The sequence below is a fragment of the Ruegeria sp. BI12 genome (assembly GCF_056537985.1).
Window position 1 is genome coordinate 249,992 of record NZ_JBQFSL010000002.1, and the last position, 16,360, is coordinate 266,351.

Below are 16,360 nucleotides of genomic sequence, written 5' to 3' on the forward strand. Positions count from 1 at the left end.
GCCGCCATCAGTAATGCACCCTCTTTTCCACGTATTTGAATTGGATCACGGTCAGCAGGCCGACCACGATCAGCAAAATGACCGATTGTGCCGAGGATGAGCCAAGGTCCTGCCCGACAAACCCGTCTGAGAAGACCTTGTAGACAAGAATCGTCGTCGCCTGTTGCGGGCCGCCGCCAGTGATCGTGTGGATAACGCCGAAGGTTTCAAAGAAGGCGTAAACTACGTTGACTACCAGCAAGAAGAAGGCTGTCGGGGATAACAGCGGCAATACGATCGTGAAGAACCGGCGCCAGAAATGCGCGCCGTCAATCGCCGCCGCTTCGATTACGGATCGGGGCACGGATTGGAGCGCTGCAAAGAAAAACAGGAAGTTATAGCTGATGCGGCCCCAGGCTGAGGCGACGACAACCAGCCCCATAGCTTCGGTATCGTTCAAGACATGGTTCCAGTCATAGCCAAGTTGACTAAGGTACCATGATACCACACCGACCCGTGTATTGAACATGAACAGCCACAGCACACCGGCCACGGCAGGGGCAACGGCATAAGGCCAGATCAGCAGTGTTCGATAGACTCCCGACCCTTTGATCAGCCGGTCCGCGATGACTGCCAAAAACAGCGCAGGGATCATCGAACAGAGTGTTACAAGCGTCGAAAACACGGCCGTTGTGACGAAAGACGCGCGGTAGTACTTGTCACTGAGCAGAAATTCAAAGTTTCCCAGCCCCACAAACTGAGATGACAGGCCGAATGGGTCAGGTATGAACAGGGACTGCCAAACGGCCTGCCCAGCGGGGTAAAAGAAGAAGACGGCGGAGATGATGACCTGAGGGGCGATCAGCGCCAATGGCAACAGCCAGCCGCGAAAAGTGACGCGTTTTTCCATCCAGAAAATCCACCGAAGAAAGAAAATGCGGGCCCGGATGGGGCCCGCATGAAGTTACACCTTATTGATTGGCGGATTCGAACCGGCGAAGCAACGCGTCACCGCGCTCTTTTGCGCTGTCCATCGCTTCCTGAGCGGTCTTTTCACCGGACCAGACGGCCTCGAGCTCTTCGTCGATGATGCCGCGGATTTGGTCAAAGGAACCCAGGCGCAGACCCTTCGAGTTCGCAGTCGGCTCTTTCGCGGTCATCTGAATAACTGCGATGTCAGTGCCGGGGTTTTCGTCATAGAAGCCCGCTGCTCGGGTCACCTCACCAGCTTCAGCCGTGATCGGAAGATAACCCGTGTTCTGGTGCCAATTGGCCTGAACGTCGGACGAGGACAGGAAGCTCAGAAATTCACCAACGCCTTTGTATTCTTCGGGATCATGGCCTTCCATAACCCAAAGGGATGCACCACCGATAATGGTGTTTTGCGGCTCGCTGGTGACAGCTTCCCAATAGGGCAGGGGACGCACGTCGAAATCAAACTCGGCCTCTGCTTTGATGCCCGCGTATCCGGCAGAGCTTTCGGTGAACAAGGCGCATTCACCCGACCGGAAATTCGCGCCGCCCTCATTTCTGCGACCAGTGTAGATGAATTTGCCATCCTTGGCCCAGTCACCCATAGCGGTCAGGTGCGCCACTTGCGCCGGGCCGTTCAGCATCAGCTCGGTATCCAGACCGGCAAAGCCGTTATCCTGTGAGGCAAACGGGACGTCGTGATAGGCCGACATGTTTTCAAGGTGAATCCAGCTTTGCCATGCAGTGACCAGCGGACAGTCTTCTCCGCCAGCTTTCAGCTGCTCAAGCACGTCACCAACTTTTTCCCAAGTGGACAGGTCCGTGTCCGGATCAACGCCGGCCGCTTCGAACGCGTCGCGGTTGACCCACAGAACCGGTGTGGAAGAGTTGAAGGGCAGCGAAAGCATGTCACCGTCAGTGGTCGTATAATACCCTTTGACAGAGCCAATATATGCGTCCGGATCAAATGACGCGCCACTTTCGGCCATCACTTCATAGACGGGCCTGATCGCGCCTTCGGCCGACATCATCGTAGCGGTGCCAACCTCAAAGACCATCAGGACGTGGGGTTGTTCACCGGCGCGGAAGGCGGCGATGCCCGCGTTCAGGGTTTCCGAGTAGTTGCCTTTGTGGCTTTCGACCACGACAAACTCATCTTGGCTGGCGTTGAATTCTTCAACCTGCGCTTTCACAAGTTCGCCCAGACGCCCAGTAAAGGCATGCCAGAACTGAACTTCGGTTTGCGCCATTGCCGCCACTGGGGACAATGCAGTTGTTACGGCGAGAGCGCCGAGAAAATTCTTTTTCATGATTCCTCCCATGCATCAGGTTCGATGCTTCGTTGAATACCGACCGCAACGGGTAAACGGCACACATGACGATTTCACGACGTTAACGTTACAGAAATATAATTCAAGCCCAATTTACTGGATAAAAAAATAACATAATGTTATGAGATGGGGCGGTAGATTGGGATCGGTAATGAGTCAAATTCTTAGGGTCCGGCAGCTAGAAGCCCTTATGGCTGTAACCACCAACGGCTCTGTCACAGCGGCAGCAGCAGATTTGGGTGTAAGCCAACCAGCCGTTAGCAGACTGCTGTCGGATCTTGAAAAGTCACTTGGGTTTCAGCTTTTCGATCGCCGCGAGGGCCGGTTGGTGCCAACGCAAGAGGTTCGGTATCTCTTGCCCAGCGTTGAGCGTGTTCTCGAGCTTATGAGGCAAATCTCTGACGTCAGTCAGGATATCACACAGCGCAAAGCAGGGCACATCCGTGTTGCTTGCCTACCCGGGTTTGCCACCAGCCACTTGCCTGACGTTGTCGCCACGTTCTTGAGAGACCGGCCCGGCGTTACCTTGACGATCGAGCCAGACAGGCCCGAGCGCATTCTCGAATGGATGATCGGCGAACAGTATGACTTTGGGATCACAGACAGCTTTAACGGCCATCCCGCTGTCGAAAGCTGGGATATCAACGTCCGAACGGTTTGCGTATTTCCTGCCGGAAGTGAATTGGAAGACCTCTCCGAGGTTACACCGGCGGACCTTGTGAATAGTAAAATTATTCACACCCGACGCGACAGCGATTTTTTCGGACGGCTTTCACGGGCATTTCAAAATGCGAATGTCGAACTGAATTCCCACATTGAAGTCCGGCAATTCACTGCGGCCTGTGAATTGGTTGTAAAAGGTGTTGGTGTTTCCGTCGTGAGCGAATTGGACGCCGTCCAATACACAGCGCAGGGACTGAGTTATCGACCGTTCAAGCCATTTTTGCCGCACACCCTCTCACTGGTGCGCCCGATTCTGAAGCAACCGTCACTGGTGACGCTGGAATTCATCGAACAGTTTCGCGAAAGCCTCGAGCCGTTCAAGGCGGATTAATAAGGCGAACTCAAACCGCGTTGCCGATGTGTTCAAAAAGAGCTGTCGTCAGTTCCGGAAGCGCTGAAATTAATTCTTGCAACCGGTTGCAAAAATCATGATTGTGTCACCTGAGAATTGATTCGGGGGACCGTATGTTAAAGATCGGATTGCTGGGCGCCGGACGTATTGGTCGCGTGCATGCGGCGGCGATATCGGCCCATCCCGAAACCGAATTGACCGCTGTTTCAGACGCGGTGAATGACGCTGCCGCCGGTTTGGCGGCTGAATACGGGGCCAGTGTGCAAAGCTCAGACGAGATTATTGGTGATTCAACGATTGACGCAGTTCTGATCGCAACGCCGACCGATACGCATTCCGATCTGATCGAAGCAGCAACTCAGGCCGGAAAAGCAGTTTTGTGCGAAAAACCCGTCGATCTGGACCTTGAGCGAGCGAAGATTTGCCAAAAGACTGCAAGCATGACCGGTCAACCTGTCATGCTTGGTTTTAACCGCCGTTTCGATCCCAATTTCCAGACCCTGAAATCTGCCTTTGATGCGGGTGAGGTCGGGAAAGCCGAACTGTTGTCCATCACGTCCTTTGATCCATCGCCGCCTCCGATAAGTTATGTCAAGGTATCGGGCGGGTTGTTCCGGGACATGATGATTCATGACTTTGATATGTCCAACTACCTGATGGGGCGGATGCCTGTCACGATATCAGCCGTGGGAACTTCGGTCGTAGATCCGGAAATAGGGCGAGCCGGTGACGTGGATACAGCAGTAGTAACAATGACTTACCAGGATGGCAGTCTGGCGGTTATCAAAAACTCAAGGCGGGCATCTTACGGGTATGACCAACGGGTCGAATTGCTTGGGTCGCAGGGTCTTTTGCAGGCGCATAATGTTCTTGAAAACTCAGTTGTTAAATCAACCGCCGACGGCGTGACCGGAGCGAAGCCAACATACTTCTTTCTTGAACGCTACATGTCCGCTTACCGCGCCGAGTGGGATGCGTTTACGCGTGCCATTCGGTCCGGTTCAGATGTGCCGGTAACTCTCGGGGATGGTGTCGCTGCTTTGGCGATGGCCGAGGCTGCAACGCGCTCGGCGCAATCCGGACGGCCTGTTGCGATTGAGGAGGTTTTTTGAAACCGGTTGCAAAATGATCGGATTTCCGGAAACTGAAGGAAGCCTGATCACTGATCGGAGCAAAGGAGATTCGGTTTAGCCGAATGGCCGGGCTGACCCGGCACCAAGTTTGACTTTTCTATTGGGAGGAATGGAAATGAAAAAGTTCGTAAAAGGGGTGCTGATGGCCAGCGCTGTCGCTTTTGCTGGCGCCACAGGCGTTGCCGCAGAAGGCGAAAAATACATTCTGGTCAGCCATGCTCCGGACAGCGACAGCTGGTGGAACACCATTAAAAACGGCATTGCCCTGGCGGGCGATCAGATGGGCGTTGAGGTCGAATATCGTAACCCGCCAACAGGTGACCTCGCCGATATGGCGCGGATTATTGATCAGGCTGCGGCTTCGGGCCCCAACGGTATCATCACCACTTTGGCCGACCCTGATATTCTGGAAGGCCCGATTAAGGCGGCTGTGGATTCTGGTATCGACGTCATCATCATGAACACCGGCACTCCGGAAAAGGCGCGCGAAGTCGGTGCACTGATGTATGTTGGCCAACCGGAATATGACGCAGGTTTTGCCGCCGGGCAGCGTGCCAAGGATGATGGCATCGGTTCGTTCCTGTGTGTGAACCACTACATCGTGCAACCGTCCAGCCAGGAACGTTGTCAGGGCTTTGCCGACGGTCTGGGTATCGAGCTGGGTGAACAGATGATTGATGCGGGCCAGGACCCGGCTGAAATCAAGAACCGCGTTTTGGCATACTTGTCGGCAAATCCCGACACCGACGCGGTTTTGACGCTTGGCCCGACTTCGGCCGACCCGACCATTCTGGCGCTGGAAGAAAACGGCATGGCCGGTGACATCTATTTCGGCACCTTTGACTTGGGTGGTGAAATCGTCAAGGGCATAAAAAGCGGAGTTATCCAGTGGGGTATCGACCAGCAACCTTTCCTGCAGGCCTATCTGCCGGTCGTGGTTATGGCCAACTACCACCGCTACGGCGTTCTGCCGGGTAACAACATCAACTCGGGCCCCGGTTTTGTAACCGCGGATGGGTTGGAAAAGATCGAAGAGTTCGCGGGCGAATACCGCTGATCTTCAAACCGGTGCGGACGCTGACATGCGTCCGCGCCGCATAAAACTCAAAGCATTCTGTAACGCGTGAGGAGAGGCAACCATGGCTGAATCAGCGCAACCCGCGAATGGCGGCGACGAACGGATCAAAGAGATCTCATCGCTGCGCCAGGCACTGATACGTCCTGAACTTGGCGGTATGGTTGGTACCGTTGCAGTTTTCACCTTCTTCTTGCTGTTCGCCTTTGACAGCGGCATGTTCACCGCCCAAGGCGTAATGAACTGGTCGGTTGTTTCTGCCCAATTCATGATCATCGCGGTCGGTGCATGTCTGCTGATGATTGCTGGCGAGTTTGACTTGTCCGTCGGGTCCATGATCGGGTTCGCAGGGATGATGATCGCGATATTCTCGGTCACACTCAGCTGGCCGGTCTGGATGGCGATTATTGTGACCTTCGCGCTGTGCGTCGCAATCGGAGCGGTCAACGGCTTTATCGTTGTGCGAACCGGGCTGCCCAGTTTTATCGTGACGCTGGCTTTTCTGTTTATCCTGCGCGGTTTCACTATCTATCTGCCGCAAACGATCGAGCGCAAAACCATCATCGGTGGTATTCGCGACGTGGCCGAGGGGGATTGGTTAGCCTCGCTTTTCGGCGGCAAAGTTGGGCAGGGATTATTTGTCTGGCTGGGCGATAATGGCGTGATCGAAACCTTCGAGCGTGGAACACGCGCAGGTCAACCCGTCGTCGATGGTATTCCGATGCTGTTGGTCTGGGCTGCTGTCATTATCATTTTTGGCCACGTGCTGCTGACAAAGACCAAGTTCGGAAACTGGATTTTCGCCGCAGGTGGCGATGCCGAGGCTGCGCGGAACTCGGGTGTACCGGTGAACCGGGTCAAAATACTGATGTTCATGTTCACGGCCTTCTGCGCCACCGTTTTTGCGACTTGCCAGGTGATGGAGTTCGGTTCGGCCGGGGCGGATCGCGGTTTGCTCAAGGAATTCGAAGCAATCATCGCTGTGGTTATCGGCGGTGCGCTCCTGACCGGCGGATATGGTTCGGTTCTCGGGGCCGCGCTGGGGGCATTGATATTCGGCGTCGTACAGCAGGGCCTGTTCTTTGCGGGGGTCGAAAGCTCGCTGTTTAGGGTGTTCCTGGGTGTGATCCTTTTGGGCGCCGTGATCCTGAACACCTACATTCGTCGCATCATCACAGGAGAACGCTGAGATGACCGAAGATACCAAATTCCATCACGGCGATGTGCAGGCCAACGAGCCGATCATCCGCATGGTCGACATCCAAAAGCATTTTGGCTCAGTCATTGCGCTTGCGGGGGTCAGTTTTGATCTGAACCCCGGCGAATGCCATTGTTTGCTGGGCGACAACGGCGCGGGCAAATCGACCTTCATCAAAACCATGTCTGGTGTGCACAAGCCAACGTCGGGCGAAATCTTCTTTGAAGGCAAACCGATGCATTTCGAAGACCCGCGCGACGCGATTTCGGCGGGGATTGCGACGGTGCACCAGCATCTGGCAATGATCCCGTTGATGAGTGTCAGTCGGAACTTCTTCATGGGAAATGAGCCGACGCGCAAGGTCGCGGGGATCAATTTCTTCGACAAGAAACTTGCCGACGAAATCACCATGGAAGAAATGCGTAAGATGGGCATCAACCTGCGTGGCCCCGATCAGGCTGTGGGAACGTTGTCAGGCGGAGAGCGTCAGACAGTTGCGATTGCACGTGCCGTGCACTTTGGCGCTAAGATCCTGATCCTGGACGAGCCGACGTCGGCCCTTGGCGTACGCCAAACCTCGAACGTTCTGGCGACCATCGACAAAGTGCGCAGTCAGGGTGTGGGTGTGGTGTTTATCAGCCACAATGTTCGTCACGCGCTGGCTGTCGGCGATAGGTTTACCGTGTTGAACCGGGGTCAAACTTTGGGCACGGCCAAACGAGGCGAGATTTCACCTGAGGAACTGCAAGACCTGATGGCGGGTGGTCAGGAACTGGCTCAGCTGGAAGGGTCTTTGGGCGGAACGGTCTGACGCGATCCTGCGCAGACCCAGCTTTCGAAAAACTGGTATTCAACGAATTGGCCTGAGTGGCCTCAAGTTGAAAGGGATCAATATGGGCAAGACTATCAGATTGACCGCAGCGCAAGCTCTGGTCCGCTACTTGGGCGCGCAAATGAACGAGGCCGGAGAGCCGTTCATCGCAGGTGTCTGGGCAATATTCGGCCACGGGAACGTGGCCGGGCTGGGGGAGGCATTGCACGCCGTCAAGGACAGCCTGCCGACTTATCGCGGCCACAACGAACAGACGATGGCACATTGCGCCATCGCTTACGCCAAACAAATGCGGCGAACGCGGGCGATGGCGGTGACCTCGTCGATCGGGCCGGGCGCCACGAATATGGTGACAGCCGCGGCGCTGGCCCATGTGAACCGTTTGCCGGTTCTGATCATTCCAGGCGATGTCTTTGCGACGCGTGGCCCCGACCCTGTGCTGCAACAAATCGAGAGCTTTGGCGATGGAACGGTCAGCGCCAATGATTGCTTCAAACCGGTCAGCCGGTATTTCGACCGTATCTCACGGCCCGAGCACCTGCTGACTGCGTTGCCGCGGGCGTTCCGCACGATGACAGACCCCGCTGATTGTGGACCGGCGACCTTGGCCTTCTGTCAGGACGTTCAGGCCGAGGCCTATGACTATCCTGAAAGTTTCTTTGAGCCGCGCGTCTGGTATCAGCGCCGCGTTCGTCCGGATGAGGATGAAATGGCCCGCGCCGTCGCGGCCATCAAAGCGGCAAAGCGCCCGGTCATCGTGGCCGGGGGCGGAGTTCACTATTCGGGCGCGACGGACGCGTTGCAGAGTTTTGTGGAAACGCACAACATCCCGATCACTGAGACGCAGGCTGGAAAATCCGCGCTGGCATGGGATCATCCACTGAACCTTGGACCGGTGGGCGTGACCGGCGGCGAACCAGCAAACTCGGTCTGCGCTGAGGCTGATCTGGTATTGGCGGTTGGCTCTCGCCTACAGGATTTCACGACCGGCTCGTGGGGTCTGTTTTCGAACCCACAGCGCGAAATGATTTGCCTGAATACCGCTGCCTATGATGCTGAAAAGCACGGCGCGATGCCCCTGCAGTCAGATGCGCGCGTTGGGCTTGAGGAGCTGGGTTCGGCTTTGCAAGGATACCGTGCCGATCCTGTGGCGGATACGCTTAAGGCTGATTGGTATGGCAAGGTTGACAAGTTGACGGATGCCCCTGGCGACGGCAATGCGCTGCCAACCGATATGCAAGTCGTCGGCGCGGTTCAGCGCGCTTCGAACAACGATACTGTTGTCATGTGCGCGGCGGGCACCATGCCCGGAGAACTGCACAAGCTGTGGAAAGCCCCGCGTCCCGGTGCATATCACATGGAGTACGGCTTTAGCTGCATGGGCTATGAAATTGCGGGCGCTATGGGCATCAAAATGGCCCAGCCGGATCGTGACGTGATCTGCTTTACCGGTGACGGTACCTATATGATGGCGAATTCGGAAATGGCTTCGGCGGCGATGATGGGTATCTCGTTCACCGTGGTGATCACCGATAACCGGGGCTTTGGCTGCATCAACCGTTTGCAAATGGGCACTGGTGGCGCCGAGTTTAACAATCTGCTGGATCACGCGGTGCATGAAAGCCCCTCGGCCATCGATTTTGCCGCGCACGCTGCGGCGATGGGGGCGACCTCGGTCAAGGTTAGCTCAATTGCCGAACTGGAAGACGCTCTGGCTAAACGTAGCGATGTCAAAGGACCTTATGTGGTGGTCATCGACACCGATCCGTACCCGTCGACCGAATACGGCGGTACGTGGTGGGAAGTTGCGATTCCCGAGGTCAGCATCCGCCCCGAAGTGAACGAAAAACGCGCGGCCTATGAGCTGGCGATTAAGGAAAGAAAAACGAAATGAGCGTGAAAATCGGGATTTCTCCGATCGCCTGGCAGAATGATGATCTGCCGGATCTGACGGCGTCGTACACGATGGAACAGGCCCTGAAAGAGGCGCGTGAGATTGGCTATACCGGCGTCGAGCGCGGCCAGAGGATGCCCAGCGATACAGAAGGGTTGCGTGCCTATCTGGATGGCAATGACATTGCGCTCTGTGGTGGATGGTGCTCTGGCGAGTCGCTGATCAATGATTTTGCGGCAGAACGCGAAGCAGTTCGGGAGCAGGTTGAGCAGTTTGTCGCCTTAAACAGCCCTTGCATCGTCTATGCGGAATGCTCGAACACCGTGCAGGGTCAGGCTGGAACACCGGTCAATAGGCGTCCGAAAATGTCCAGAGATGAGATTTCGGCCTACGCAGCCAAAATCACCGAACTGGCCAAATGGATGGCCGACCAAGGTATGCCGATGGCCTACCACCACCATATGGGCACGATCATCGAGACCGAGGATGACGTGAACTGGCTAATGGAAGGTTCAGGTCCCGAGGTGAACCTTTGTTTTGACACCGGCCACCTGCTATTCGGTGGTGGCGATGTGATGGCAACGCTGAACCGTTGGGGCGATCGCGTGCATCATGTGCATTTCAAGGACATCCGCCCGGCCATTGTGCAGGACGTAAAAGAAAATGACCGCAGTTTCCTAGACGCGGTCGTTGCCGGAGCTTTCACCGTGCCGGGCGATGGTTGTATCGATTTTCAGGCCGTGGCGAATGCCCTCAAGTCCATGGACTACGACGGCTGGATCGTTGTCGAAGCCGAACAGGACCCGGCCAAGGCGCCGCCATATGAATACTCCAAGAAAGGTTACGAGCATATTCTCGACGTCTGTGGACGGTCAGGATTGGAGGTCCAATTGTAACTACCCCCAGCGGGGTGACACCGAAGCCATGAAAAAGGAGAAATCTCATGGTAAATCAGGAACTAGGTTTTGTCGGCTACTTCGACCGGGAATCCTGTGATCTGGATGAATTCAAGGTGTTGACCTCGCAAAACCTTTTGGCCGAGGACGTCCCGCACGCCGCCGCGATCGAAAAAAATGTTCCAATCTACGATATGCACGCGTTGCGCCCTGCACTGGAGGACGCCGGTAGGCGCAAAGCTTTGCTGGCAGAGTGGGGGCATGTTTTGAACAACTTGGCGGGTGTGATTGTTCTGAAAACTGCATTCGCTGAAACCTCTGTTATTGATCGCGCGACTGATGTCTTTCGCCGGATCATTGATGAAGAAAGAATAAGCAGCGCGGGAGAGGGCGATCACTTTGCTGCCTCGGGTGCAAATGATCGGATTTGGAACGCTCTGCAAAAGCAATGCCTGCGAGATCCCGAGGGATTTGTGCTCTACTTTGGGAATACGTCTGTTGCCGCCGCCTGCGAAGCGTGGCTGGGGCCGAACTATCAGGTCACTGCGCAGATCAACCAGGTGCGTCCGGGTGGTCAGGCGCAGCAGGCGCATCGGGATTACCACCTTGGGTTTCAAAGTGCGGATAGCGCAGCGCGCTATCCCGCGCACGCGCATCTGGTCACGGCATCGCTGACGTTGCAGGGGGCGGTTGCCCATTGCGACATGCCGATTGAAAGCGGCCCGACCAAACTGCTCCCATTCTCGCAGCTTTATCCCCCGGGCTATCTGGCGTTTCATAACGAAGACCATCGCGCATTTTTCGAGGACAGCTATATCCAGCTGGCGCTGGACAAGGGGGATGCTGTGTTCTTTAACCCTGCGCTGTTTCATGCCGCTGGTGAAAACTGCAGTGCAGATATCGACCGGATGGCGAACCTGCTGCAAATCTCATCTGCCTTTGGCCGCACGATGGAAACCGTTGACCGGCGATCCATGTCAGAGGCTGTGTTTCCATCGCTTGTCGCGTTGAAACAACGTGGCGTATTGGTTGGCGCTGAATTGGACGCCGCCATTGCCGCTACGGCTGAGGGGTACCCGTTCCCGACAAACCTGGATACAGACCCGCCGGTCGGAGGTAACGCGCCGGCGAGCCAGGCCGACATTCTGCGTCGGGCCGTTTCTGAAGGCTGGACCGAAGCGCAATTGGCCGAGACATTCTCGGCGCTGCAATCAAGACAAGCTGCCTGACGCAAAATGGGCAGGCTAATTTAGCCTGCCTCAGACGGAGAAGAACACATGGCCGACCTGCTCAAAAAGCCCTTTGGGACCAGAGGAAAAGTGCATGATATCAACCCGGCCAGCGCAGGGTGGCGCTATGTCGGGTTTGGCCTGTACCACCTGAAAGCAGGTGACACAGTCGCTGAGGCGACAGGCGACCGCGAGGTCATTTTGGTCATGGTCGAAGGCAAGGCCAGCGTTGCCGGTGCCGACCGCGATTGGGGTGTTTTGGGTGATCGGATGAACGTATTCGAAAAAACACCGCCGCACTGCCTTTATCTGCCGAACGGGACCGAATGGAGGGCCACAGCCGAAACGGATTGCGTGATAGCGGTGTGTTCAGCGCCCGGAAAAGGTGGCCACGCGGCCCGCCGCATCGGTCCGGAAGGCATAACTCTGACCGAACGAGGTAAAGGCGTGAATACCCGCTACATCAACAACATCGCGATGGAGAATGAAGATTACGCCGACAGTCTGCTGGTAACCGAAGTATTTACGCCAAATGGGCATTGGTCCTCATATCCCAGCCATCGTCATGACGAGGATGATTATCCGCGGATCACTTATTTGGAAGAGACCTACTATCATCGCCTGAACCCGGCAAACGGGTTCGGGATTCAGCGTGTTTATACTGATGATGGGCAGTTGGATGAGACTATGGCTGTTTCGGATGGCGATGTCGTCTGCGTACCGCGCGGTCATCATCCATGCGGCGCTCCCTATGGATTCGAGATGTATTATCTGAATGTTATGGCTGGTCCGCTGCGTAAATGGCGCTTTGTCCCAGCCCCCGAAGTCGAATGGATTATGGAGCGCGACGCGTAACGCCCACGCTTACCTTTGCGCGGGCGCACCAAAGGCCCGAATGACCATGCGGGCTGCCGCCTCAACCGGGTCGTGGGTTTCTTTCAGGATCGTTACGCGGTCAAACCTGTCCGCATCGCGGTTTACTGCCTCGCGCAGAGCGTTTCCAAACGCCATGCGCAGTTCGGTTCCGATATTGAACTTGCAGATCGACGTTCCCTTCGCCAATCGGCTGCGTTGTTCCACGGGCACACCAGAACCGCCGTGAATGACCAACGGAACGTCCGTCGCAGCGTCGATTTCGGCGATACGTGCCTCGTCCAACCCGCCTTCTTTGTTCTGTTGCAGATGGACATTTCCGACTGAAATGGCCATCGCGTCCACACCGCTTTCGCGGGCGAACTGGGCGGCCTCCGTCGGGTCTGTGCCGTTTGACCCCTCGCCGCCCGAGTACCCCACAAACCCGATCTCACCTTCGCAGGAAATCCCCGCAGCATGGGCCATTTCGGCAATAGCAGCGGTCTCATCGATGTTCTGTTGCAGCGGCTTGCGCGACCCGTCGAACATCAGCGATGTGAACCCGCTGTCCAGCGCGATTTTGCAGTCCTCGAAAGTATAGCCATGATCCAGATGCGCCACGACTGGTACCGAAGCATTTTCGGCCAGATAGCGAAACATTTCGCCCAGAACAGGCAGCGGCGTGTGTTCGCGGCAGCTGGGGCCAGCCTGCAGGATCACCGGTGCGTTTTCAGCCTCGGCAGCGGCCACATAAGCGCGCATGTCTTCCCAGCCCAGTGTGACCAAACCGCCGACGGCGTAGCCTTGCATATATGCCGGGGTCAGGACGTCTTTCAGTGTCACAAGAGTCATTTGAACTTGGCAATCATGTCTTTGATGCCCGGGATCGTCTCGACCTGATAGGCATGTGTGGGTTGGAAATACTGGACTAGGGACCGCTGAGTCAGGCCGCCGAGGATGGTGAAATAGTACATTTCATATCCCGGCAGCACGCAGCAGGGATGGTAGCCCTTGTCGATACAGATCGTAGAGCCATCGACGATGTGATACGCATCCCCCGGCTCATTATCCTCGCGCTGCAACATCTGCAGGCCCGACCCCCAGTTGGGTTTGAAGCGGAAGTTATAGGTCTCGTCGTGCCGCGTTTCATTCGGCAGACGGTTCGTGTCGTGTTTATGACTGGGGAAGCCGGACCAGCCACCCTGACCGACGGTGAAAAGCTCGCTGACCAGAAGGCGTCCGACTTTGTCGTGCTGTTTTTGCCCGAGGATGTGTTTAATCTTGCGATGCGTTTTGGTGTCATCGCTGCCGTATTGAACCAAATCGTGTTCGCGAACATCGAAGGGTTCCAGCACCTTGTCGTATTTGGCACCGGCTATGAAGACCTCGGCGTCGGCGGACACACAAACCAGTTGGGCTTTCGCACCAACCGGTACGTAGACGCCTTCTGGGTCACCGTCCCAGACGTCCTCGCCCCGATTTCCGAGCTTGGCGAATTGCACGCCTTCTACATCGATATCAACACTGCCGGTGGCCGGGACGATGCAGGTTTCATAACCCGGCACCTGATACTCGAACGCTTCGCCTTTTTTCAGTTTGACGATGTTAAAGTAATTCAGCGGAACGGTTGAATCCTCGACGTCGACGATCGGTTTGTTCTGATTTTCATAGGGAGCGATGTGCATGAGGGGTTCCTATGTCGCTGGGCCGGGATGAGAGGCAAGAAATGCGTCCAGTTCCGGCGTTGTTGGCATGGCCGGAGCGCAGCCCGGTTTGGACACGACGATCGAGGCGCAGGCTGAGCCGCGCATGACCGCATCCTTAAGCTCGCTCCCGGCGGCGATAGAGGCCAGTAGACCCGCCATAAAGCTGTCACCGGCACCGTTGGGTTTGACGGCGGTGACCGGATAGATACCTGTTTCGATTTCCTGTCCGTCCACGAAGGTTACCGCGCCTTTTACGCCCATTTTGTAGATCACGATCCGACCCGGTTTCGCGGCGAGTTCCTTGGCCTTTTCAAAGCCTTTTTCAATGCCGCCTGCCATAAACCCGAACTCTTCGTCATTGCCAACGATCAGATCGCTTGCCTCGCCTGCGCGCGACAGGACCTCGGAAGCCACCTCAGGGGATGGCCAGCTGTAGGGGCGGTAGTCGATGTCAAAAATCACTGGCAACCCTGCCTTGCGGGCGTTGTCGAAGGCACGAAACGTGGCACTGCGCGAGGGTTCTGCTGCAAATACGGTTCCGGCAGATATCACTGCTGAAAATTCACCGTAATCGACCTTGTCCATGTCCTCCTCAGTCACCTGAAAGTCGACGGCGCCATTGCGATAGATGACGTTCTGGAAATCTTCGAGCCGGCTTTCGTAAACCGCAAGCGACATGCGGTATTCACCACCGACGATCCGGATGTAAGAAGTGTCTACCCCGTAGTGCGCCAGCTTGTTCAGGCAGAAGCGGCCAACAGCATCGTCTGAGACCGAAGTGATCAGCGACGCCCGACTGCCCAGCTTGACCAACCCGGCGCAGATATTCGCAGATGACCCGCCCAGATCGGCGTGAAACGCATTGGCGTCTTCGCTTTTGACGCCAACCGGATCGGCATACAGGTCCATGCCTGCACGCCCGAAGACCGCAAACCGGTTTCCTTTGATACCGTCTATCAAAGCACTCACGTCGTGTCCTCCGGCAAAAAGGGGCTGGCGAGGATCGTTGGTCCTTGCGTTGAATCGATTCACACGATACTGATTTTGCAACCGGTTGCAAATACATTGTTCGGAGCCGTTGCAGATGTCTGAAATCGGAATTGGAATCATTGGCGGTGGCTATATGGGCAAAGCTCATTCGGTCGCGATGTCAGCCGTTGGCGCGGTGTTCAACACGGCGTTGCGGCCGCGTCTTGAGATGATCTGTGCGTCCACCCCTGAAAGCGCCGAACGGTACCGCGCGGCTTATGGATTTCATCGCGCGACCTCGGATTGGGCTGTGTTGGTAAACGACCCGGCTGTGGATGCCGTCGTGATTGCCTCGCCTCAAACAACTCACAGACAGATTGCAGAGGCTGCATTGGCTTTGGGCAAGCCGGTGCTATGCGAAAAACCCCTTGGGTCGTCGTTGGATGACGGACGCGCGATGGTCGCCGCAGCCGAGGCAGCAGGCGTCACCAATATGGTCGGGTTCAACTATGTCAGAACCCCTGCAACGCAGTTTGCCCGGCAGTTGATTGCTGGCGGAGAACTAGGGGACATCACCTGGTTCCGCGGTGAGCATACCGAAGATTTCTATGCCGATCCCGAAGCCCCGGCCACATGGCGGACTACAGGTATGGCCAACGGTACGATAGGCGATCTCGCCCCGCATATGATCAACGGCGCGCTGGCCCTGATCGGTCCAATTGCTGAGGTTATGGCAGAGGTAGAAACTGTTCATCAAGAACGCCCCGGTGGCACCGTTACCAATGATGATCACGCACAGATCATGTGCCGTTTCGCCAGCGGCGCGATGGGCAATATCTATGTCAGCCGCATCGCGACGGGACGAAAGATGGGCTATGCCTACGAGATTTCTGGTACTAAGGGGGCAATCCGTTTCGATCAGGAAGATCAAAACGCACTCTGGCTTTATCGGCGCGAAGGGCCAGAGGCTGAAAGAGGTTTCACAAAGATCCTGACCGGCCCGGCCCATCCTGATTACGAACCATTTTGTCAGGGCCCGGGCCACGGAACCGGCTATCAGGACCAAATTATCATCGAGGCTAAGGACTTTCTTGAGGCCATCCATTCAGGCAAAGCTATTTGGCCCACATTCCGCGATGGGCATGAGGTCAACTGCGTGCTGGCAGCTGCGCTGAAATCGTCAGAGCAAAGGCAATGGCAAGACGTCAGCACCGTCTAA

15 protein-coding genes are annotated in these 16,360 nt (G+C 56.2%); 10 read left to right on the top strand and 5 right to left on the bottom strand.

Annotated elements, in window-relative coordinates; translation table 11 throughout:
• Positions 1-7: 7 nt before the first annotated feature.
• Both ugpA and ugpB read right to left on the bottom strand, forming a co-directional pair.
• The gene (gene ugpA / locus ACR0AK_RS14510) at positions 8-889 is read right to left on the bottom strand and encodes a sn-glycerol-3-phosphate ABC transporter permease UgpA (protein WP_170415890.1); all 882 of its coding nucleotides are present in this window, start codon (positions 887-889) and stop codon (positions 8-10) included.
• 61 nt (positions 890-950) lie between these two features.
• Entirely contained in the window at positions 951-2,261 is a 1,311-nt protein-coding gene (gene ugpB / locus ACR0AK_RS14515; protein ID WP_170559419.1) for a sn-glycerol-3-phosphate ABC transporter substrate-binding protein UgpB, read from the bottom strand.
• A gap of 172 nt (positions 2,262-2,433) precedes the next feature.
• On the opposite strand from ugpB, the gene ACR0AK_RS14520 reads away from it, so the two are divergent.
• The 9 genes from ACR0AK_RS14520 (at position 2,434) to iolB (ending at position 12,469) form a co-directional block, all read left to right on the top strand.
• Complete coding sequence (locus ACR0AK_RS14520; protein ID WP_170559421.1) at positions 2,434-3,336, top strand: LysR substrate-binding domain-containing protein; 903 nt, start codon at positions 2,434-2,436, stop codon at positions 3,334-3,336.
• A 134-nt stretch (positions 3,337-3,470) separates the two neighbouring features.
• Positions 3,471-4,469 carry an inositol 2-dehydrogenase gene (gene iolG / locus ACR0AK_RS14525; protein WP_480793829.1) on the top strand — a complete coding sequence of 333 codons (999 nt, stop codon included), beginning with the start codon at positions 3,471-3,473 and terminating at the stop codon, positions 4,467-4,469.
• 136 nt (positions 4,470-4,605) lie between these two features.
• The gene (locus tag ACR0AK_RS14530; RefSeq protein WP_170559423.1) at positions 4,606-5,547 is read left to right on the top strand and encodes a sugar ABC transporter substrate-binding protein; all 942 of its coding nucleotides are present in this window, start codon (positions 4,606-4,608) and stop codon (positions 5,545-5,547) included.
• A gap of 82 nt (positions 5,548-5,629) precedes the next feature.
• Entirely contained in the window at positions 5,630-6,754 is a 1,125-nt protein-coding gene (locus ACR0AK_RS14535) for an ABC transporter permease (protein WP_170559424.1), read from the top strand.
• A gap of 1 nt (position 6,755) precedes the next feature.
• Positions 6,756-7,574, top strand: a complete 819-nt coding sequence (locus ACR0AK_RS14540) for an ATP-binding cassette domain-containing protein (protein WP_170559426.1) — start codon at positions 6,756-6,758, stop codon at positions 7,572-7,574.
• An 82-nt stretch (positions 7,575-7,656) separates the two neighbouring features.
• Entirely contained in the window at positions 7,657-9,489 is a 1,833-nt protein-coding gene (gene iolD / locus ACR0AK_RS14545; RefSeq protein ID WP_480793830.1) for a 3D-(3,5/4)-trihydroxycyclohexane-1,2-dione acylhydrolase (decyclizing), read from the top strand.
• Entirely contained in the window at positions 9,486-10,385 is a 900-nt protein-coding gene (gene iolE, locus ACR0AK_RS14550) for a myo-inosose-2 dehydratase (protein WP_480793831.1), read from the top strand. The genes iolD and iolE overlap by 4 nt, the downstream gene beginning before the upstream one ends.
• Before the next feature lie 47 nt (positions 10,386-10,432).
• Positions 10,433-11,614, top strand: coding sequence for a phytanoyl-CoA dioxygenase family protein (locus tag ACR0AK_RS14555; protein ID WP_480793832.1), 1,182 nt, complete (start codon positions 10,433-10,435; stop codon positions 11,612-11,614).
• A 48-nt stretch (positions 11,615-11,662) separates the two neighbouring features.
• Positions 11,663-12,469: a 5-deoxy-glucuronate isomerase gene (gene iolB / locus ACR0AK_RS14560; RefSeq protein WP_480793833.1), complete on the top strand. Its 807-nt coding sequence runs from the start codon at positions 11,663-11,665 to the stop codon at positions 12,467-12,469.
• Positions 12,470-12,478: 9 nt separating this feature from the next.
• On the opposite strand, the gene ACR0AK_RS14565 is transcribed toward iolB, so the two are convergent.
• From ACR0AK_RS14565 to iolC, 3 genes are read right to left on the bottom strand one after another with little or no spacing between them, the layout of a single operon-like run.
• Positions 12,479-13,318: a class II fructose-bisphosphate aldolase gene (locus tag ACR0AK_RS14565; protein WP_480793834.1), complete on the bottom strand. Its 840-nt coding sequence runs from the start codon at positions 13,316-13,318 to the stop codon at positions 12,479-12,481.
• Positions 13,315-14,151, bottom strand: a complete 837-nt coding sequence (locus ACR0AK_RS14570) for a 5-deoxy-glucuronate isomerase (protein WP_480793835.1) — start codon at positions 14,149-14,151, stop codon at positions 13,315-13,317. Before ACR0AK_RS14570 ends, ACR0AK_RS14565 begins: the two co-directional genes overlap by 4 nt.
• A gap of 9 nt (positions 14,152-14,160) precedes the next feature.
• On the bottom strand, positions 14,161-15,141 hold the full coding sequence (gene iolC, locus ACR0AK_RS14575; protein ID WP_480793836.1) for a 5-dehydro-2-deoxygluconokinase: 981 nt from the start codon (positions 15,139-15,141) through the stop codon (positions 14,161-14,163).
• Between the two features lie 115 nt (positions 15,142-15,256).
• On the opposite strand from iolC, the gene ACR0AK_RS14580 reads away from it, so the two are divergent.
• Positions 15,257-16,360 carry a Gfo/Idh/MocA family protein gene (locus ACR0AK_RS14580; RefSeq protein ID WP_170559440.1) on the top strand — a complete coding sequence of 368 codons (1,104 nt, stop codon included), beginning with the start codon at positions 15,257-15,259 and terminating at the stop codon, positions 16,358-16,360.

Bases quoted from the DNA above. Each gene is read 5' to 3' on its own strand.
- ugpA (WP_170415890.1), bottom strand. From the start codon at position 889: ATGGAAAAACGCGTCACTTTTCGCGGCTGGCTGTTGCCATTGGCGCTG.
- ugpB (WP_170559419.1), bottom strand. From the start codon at position 2,261: ATGAAAAAGAATTTTCTCGGCGCTCTCGCCGTAACAACTGCATTGTCC.
- ACR0AK_RS14520 (WP_170559421.1), top strand. From the start codon at position 2,434: ATGAGTCAAATTCTTAGGGTCCGGCAGCTAGAAGCCCTTATGGCTGTA.
- iolG (WP_480793829.1), top strand. From the start codon at position 3,471: ATGTTAAAGATCGGATTGCTGGGCGCCGGACGTATTGGTCGCGTGCAT.
- ACR0AK_RS14530 (WP_170559423.1), top strand. From the start codon at position 4,606: ATGAAAAAGTTCGTAAAAGGGGTGCTGATGGCCAGCGCTGTCGCTTTT.
- ACR0AK_RS14535 (WP_170559424.1), top strand. From the start codon at position 5,630: ATGGCTGAATCAGCGCAACCCGCGAATGGCGGCGACGAACGGATCAAA.
- ACR0AK_RS14540 (WP_170559426.1), top strand. From the start codon at position 6,756: ATGACCGAAGATACCAAATTCCATCACGGCGATGTGCAGGCCAACGAG.
- iolD (WP_480793830.1), top strand. From the start codon at position 7,657: ATGGGCAAGACTATCAGATTGACCGCAGCGCAAGCTCTGGTCCGCTAC.
- iolE (WP_480793831.1), top strand. From the start codon at position 9,486: ATGAGCGTGAAAATCGGGATTTCTCCGATCGCCTGGCAGAATGATGAT.
- ACR0AK_RS14555 (WP_480793832.1), top strand. From the start codon at position 10,433: ATGGTAAATCAGGAACTAGGTTTTGTCGGCTACTTCGACCGGGAATCC.
- iolB (WP_480793833.1), top strand. From the start codon at position 11,663: ATGGCCGACCTGCTCAAAAAGCCCTTTGGGACCAGAGGAAAAGTGCAT.
- ACR0AK_RS14565 (WP_480793834.1), bottom strand. From the start codon at position 13,318: ATGACTCTTGTGACACTGAAAGACGTCCTGACCCCGGCATATATGCAA.
- ACR0AK_RS14570 (WP_480793835.1), bottom strand. From the start codon at position 14,151: ATGCACATCGCTCCCTATGAAAATCAGAACAAACCGATCGTCGACGTC.
- ACR0AK_RS14580 (WP_170559440.1), top strand. From the start codon at position 15,257: ATGTCTGAAATCGGAATTGGAATCATTGGCGGTGGCTATATGGGCAAA.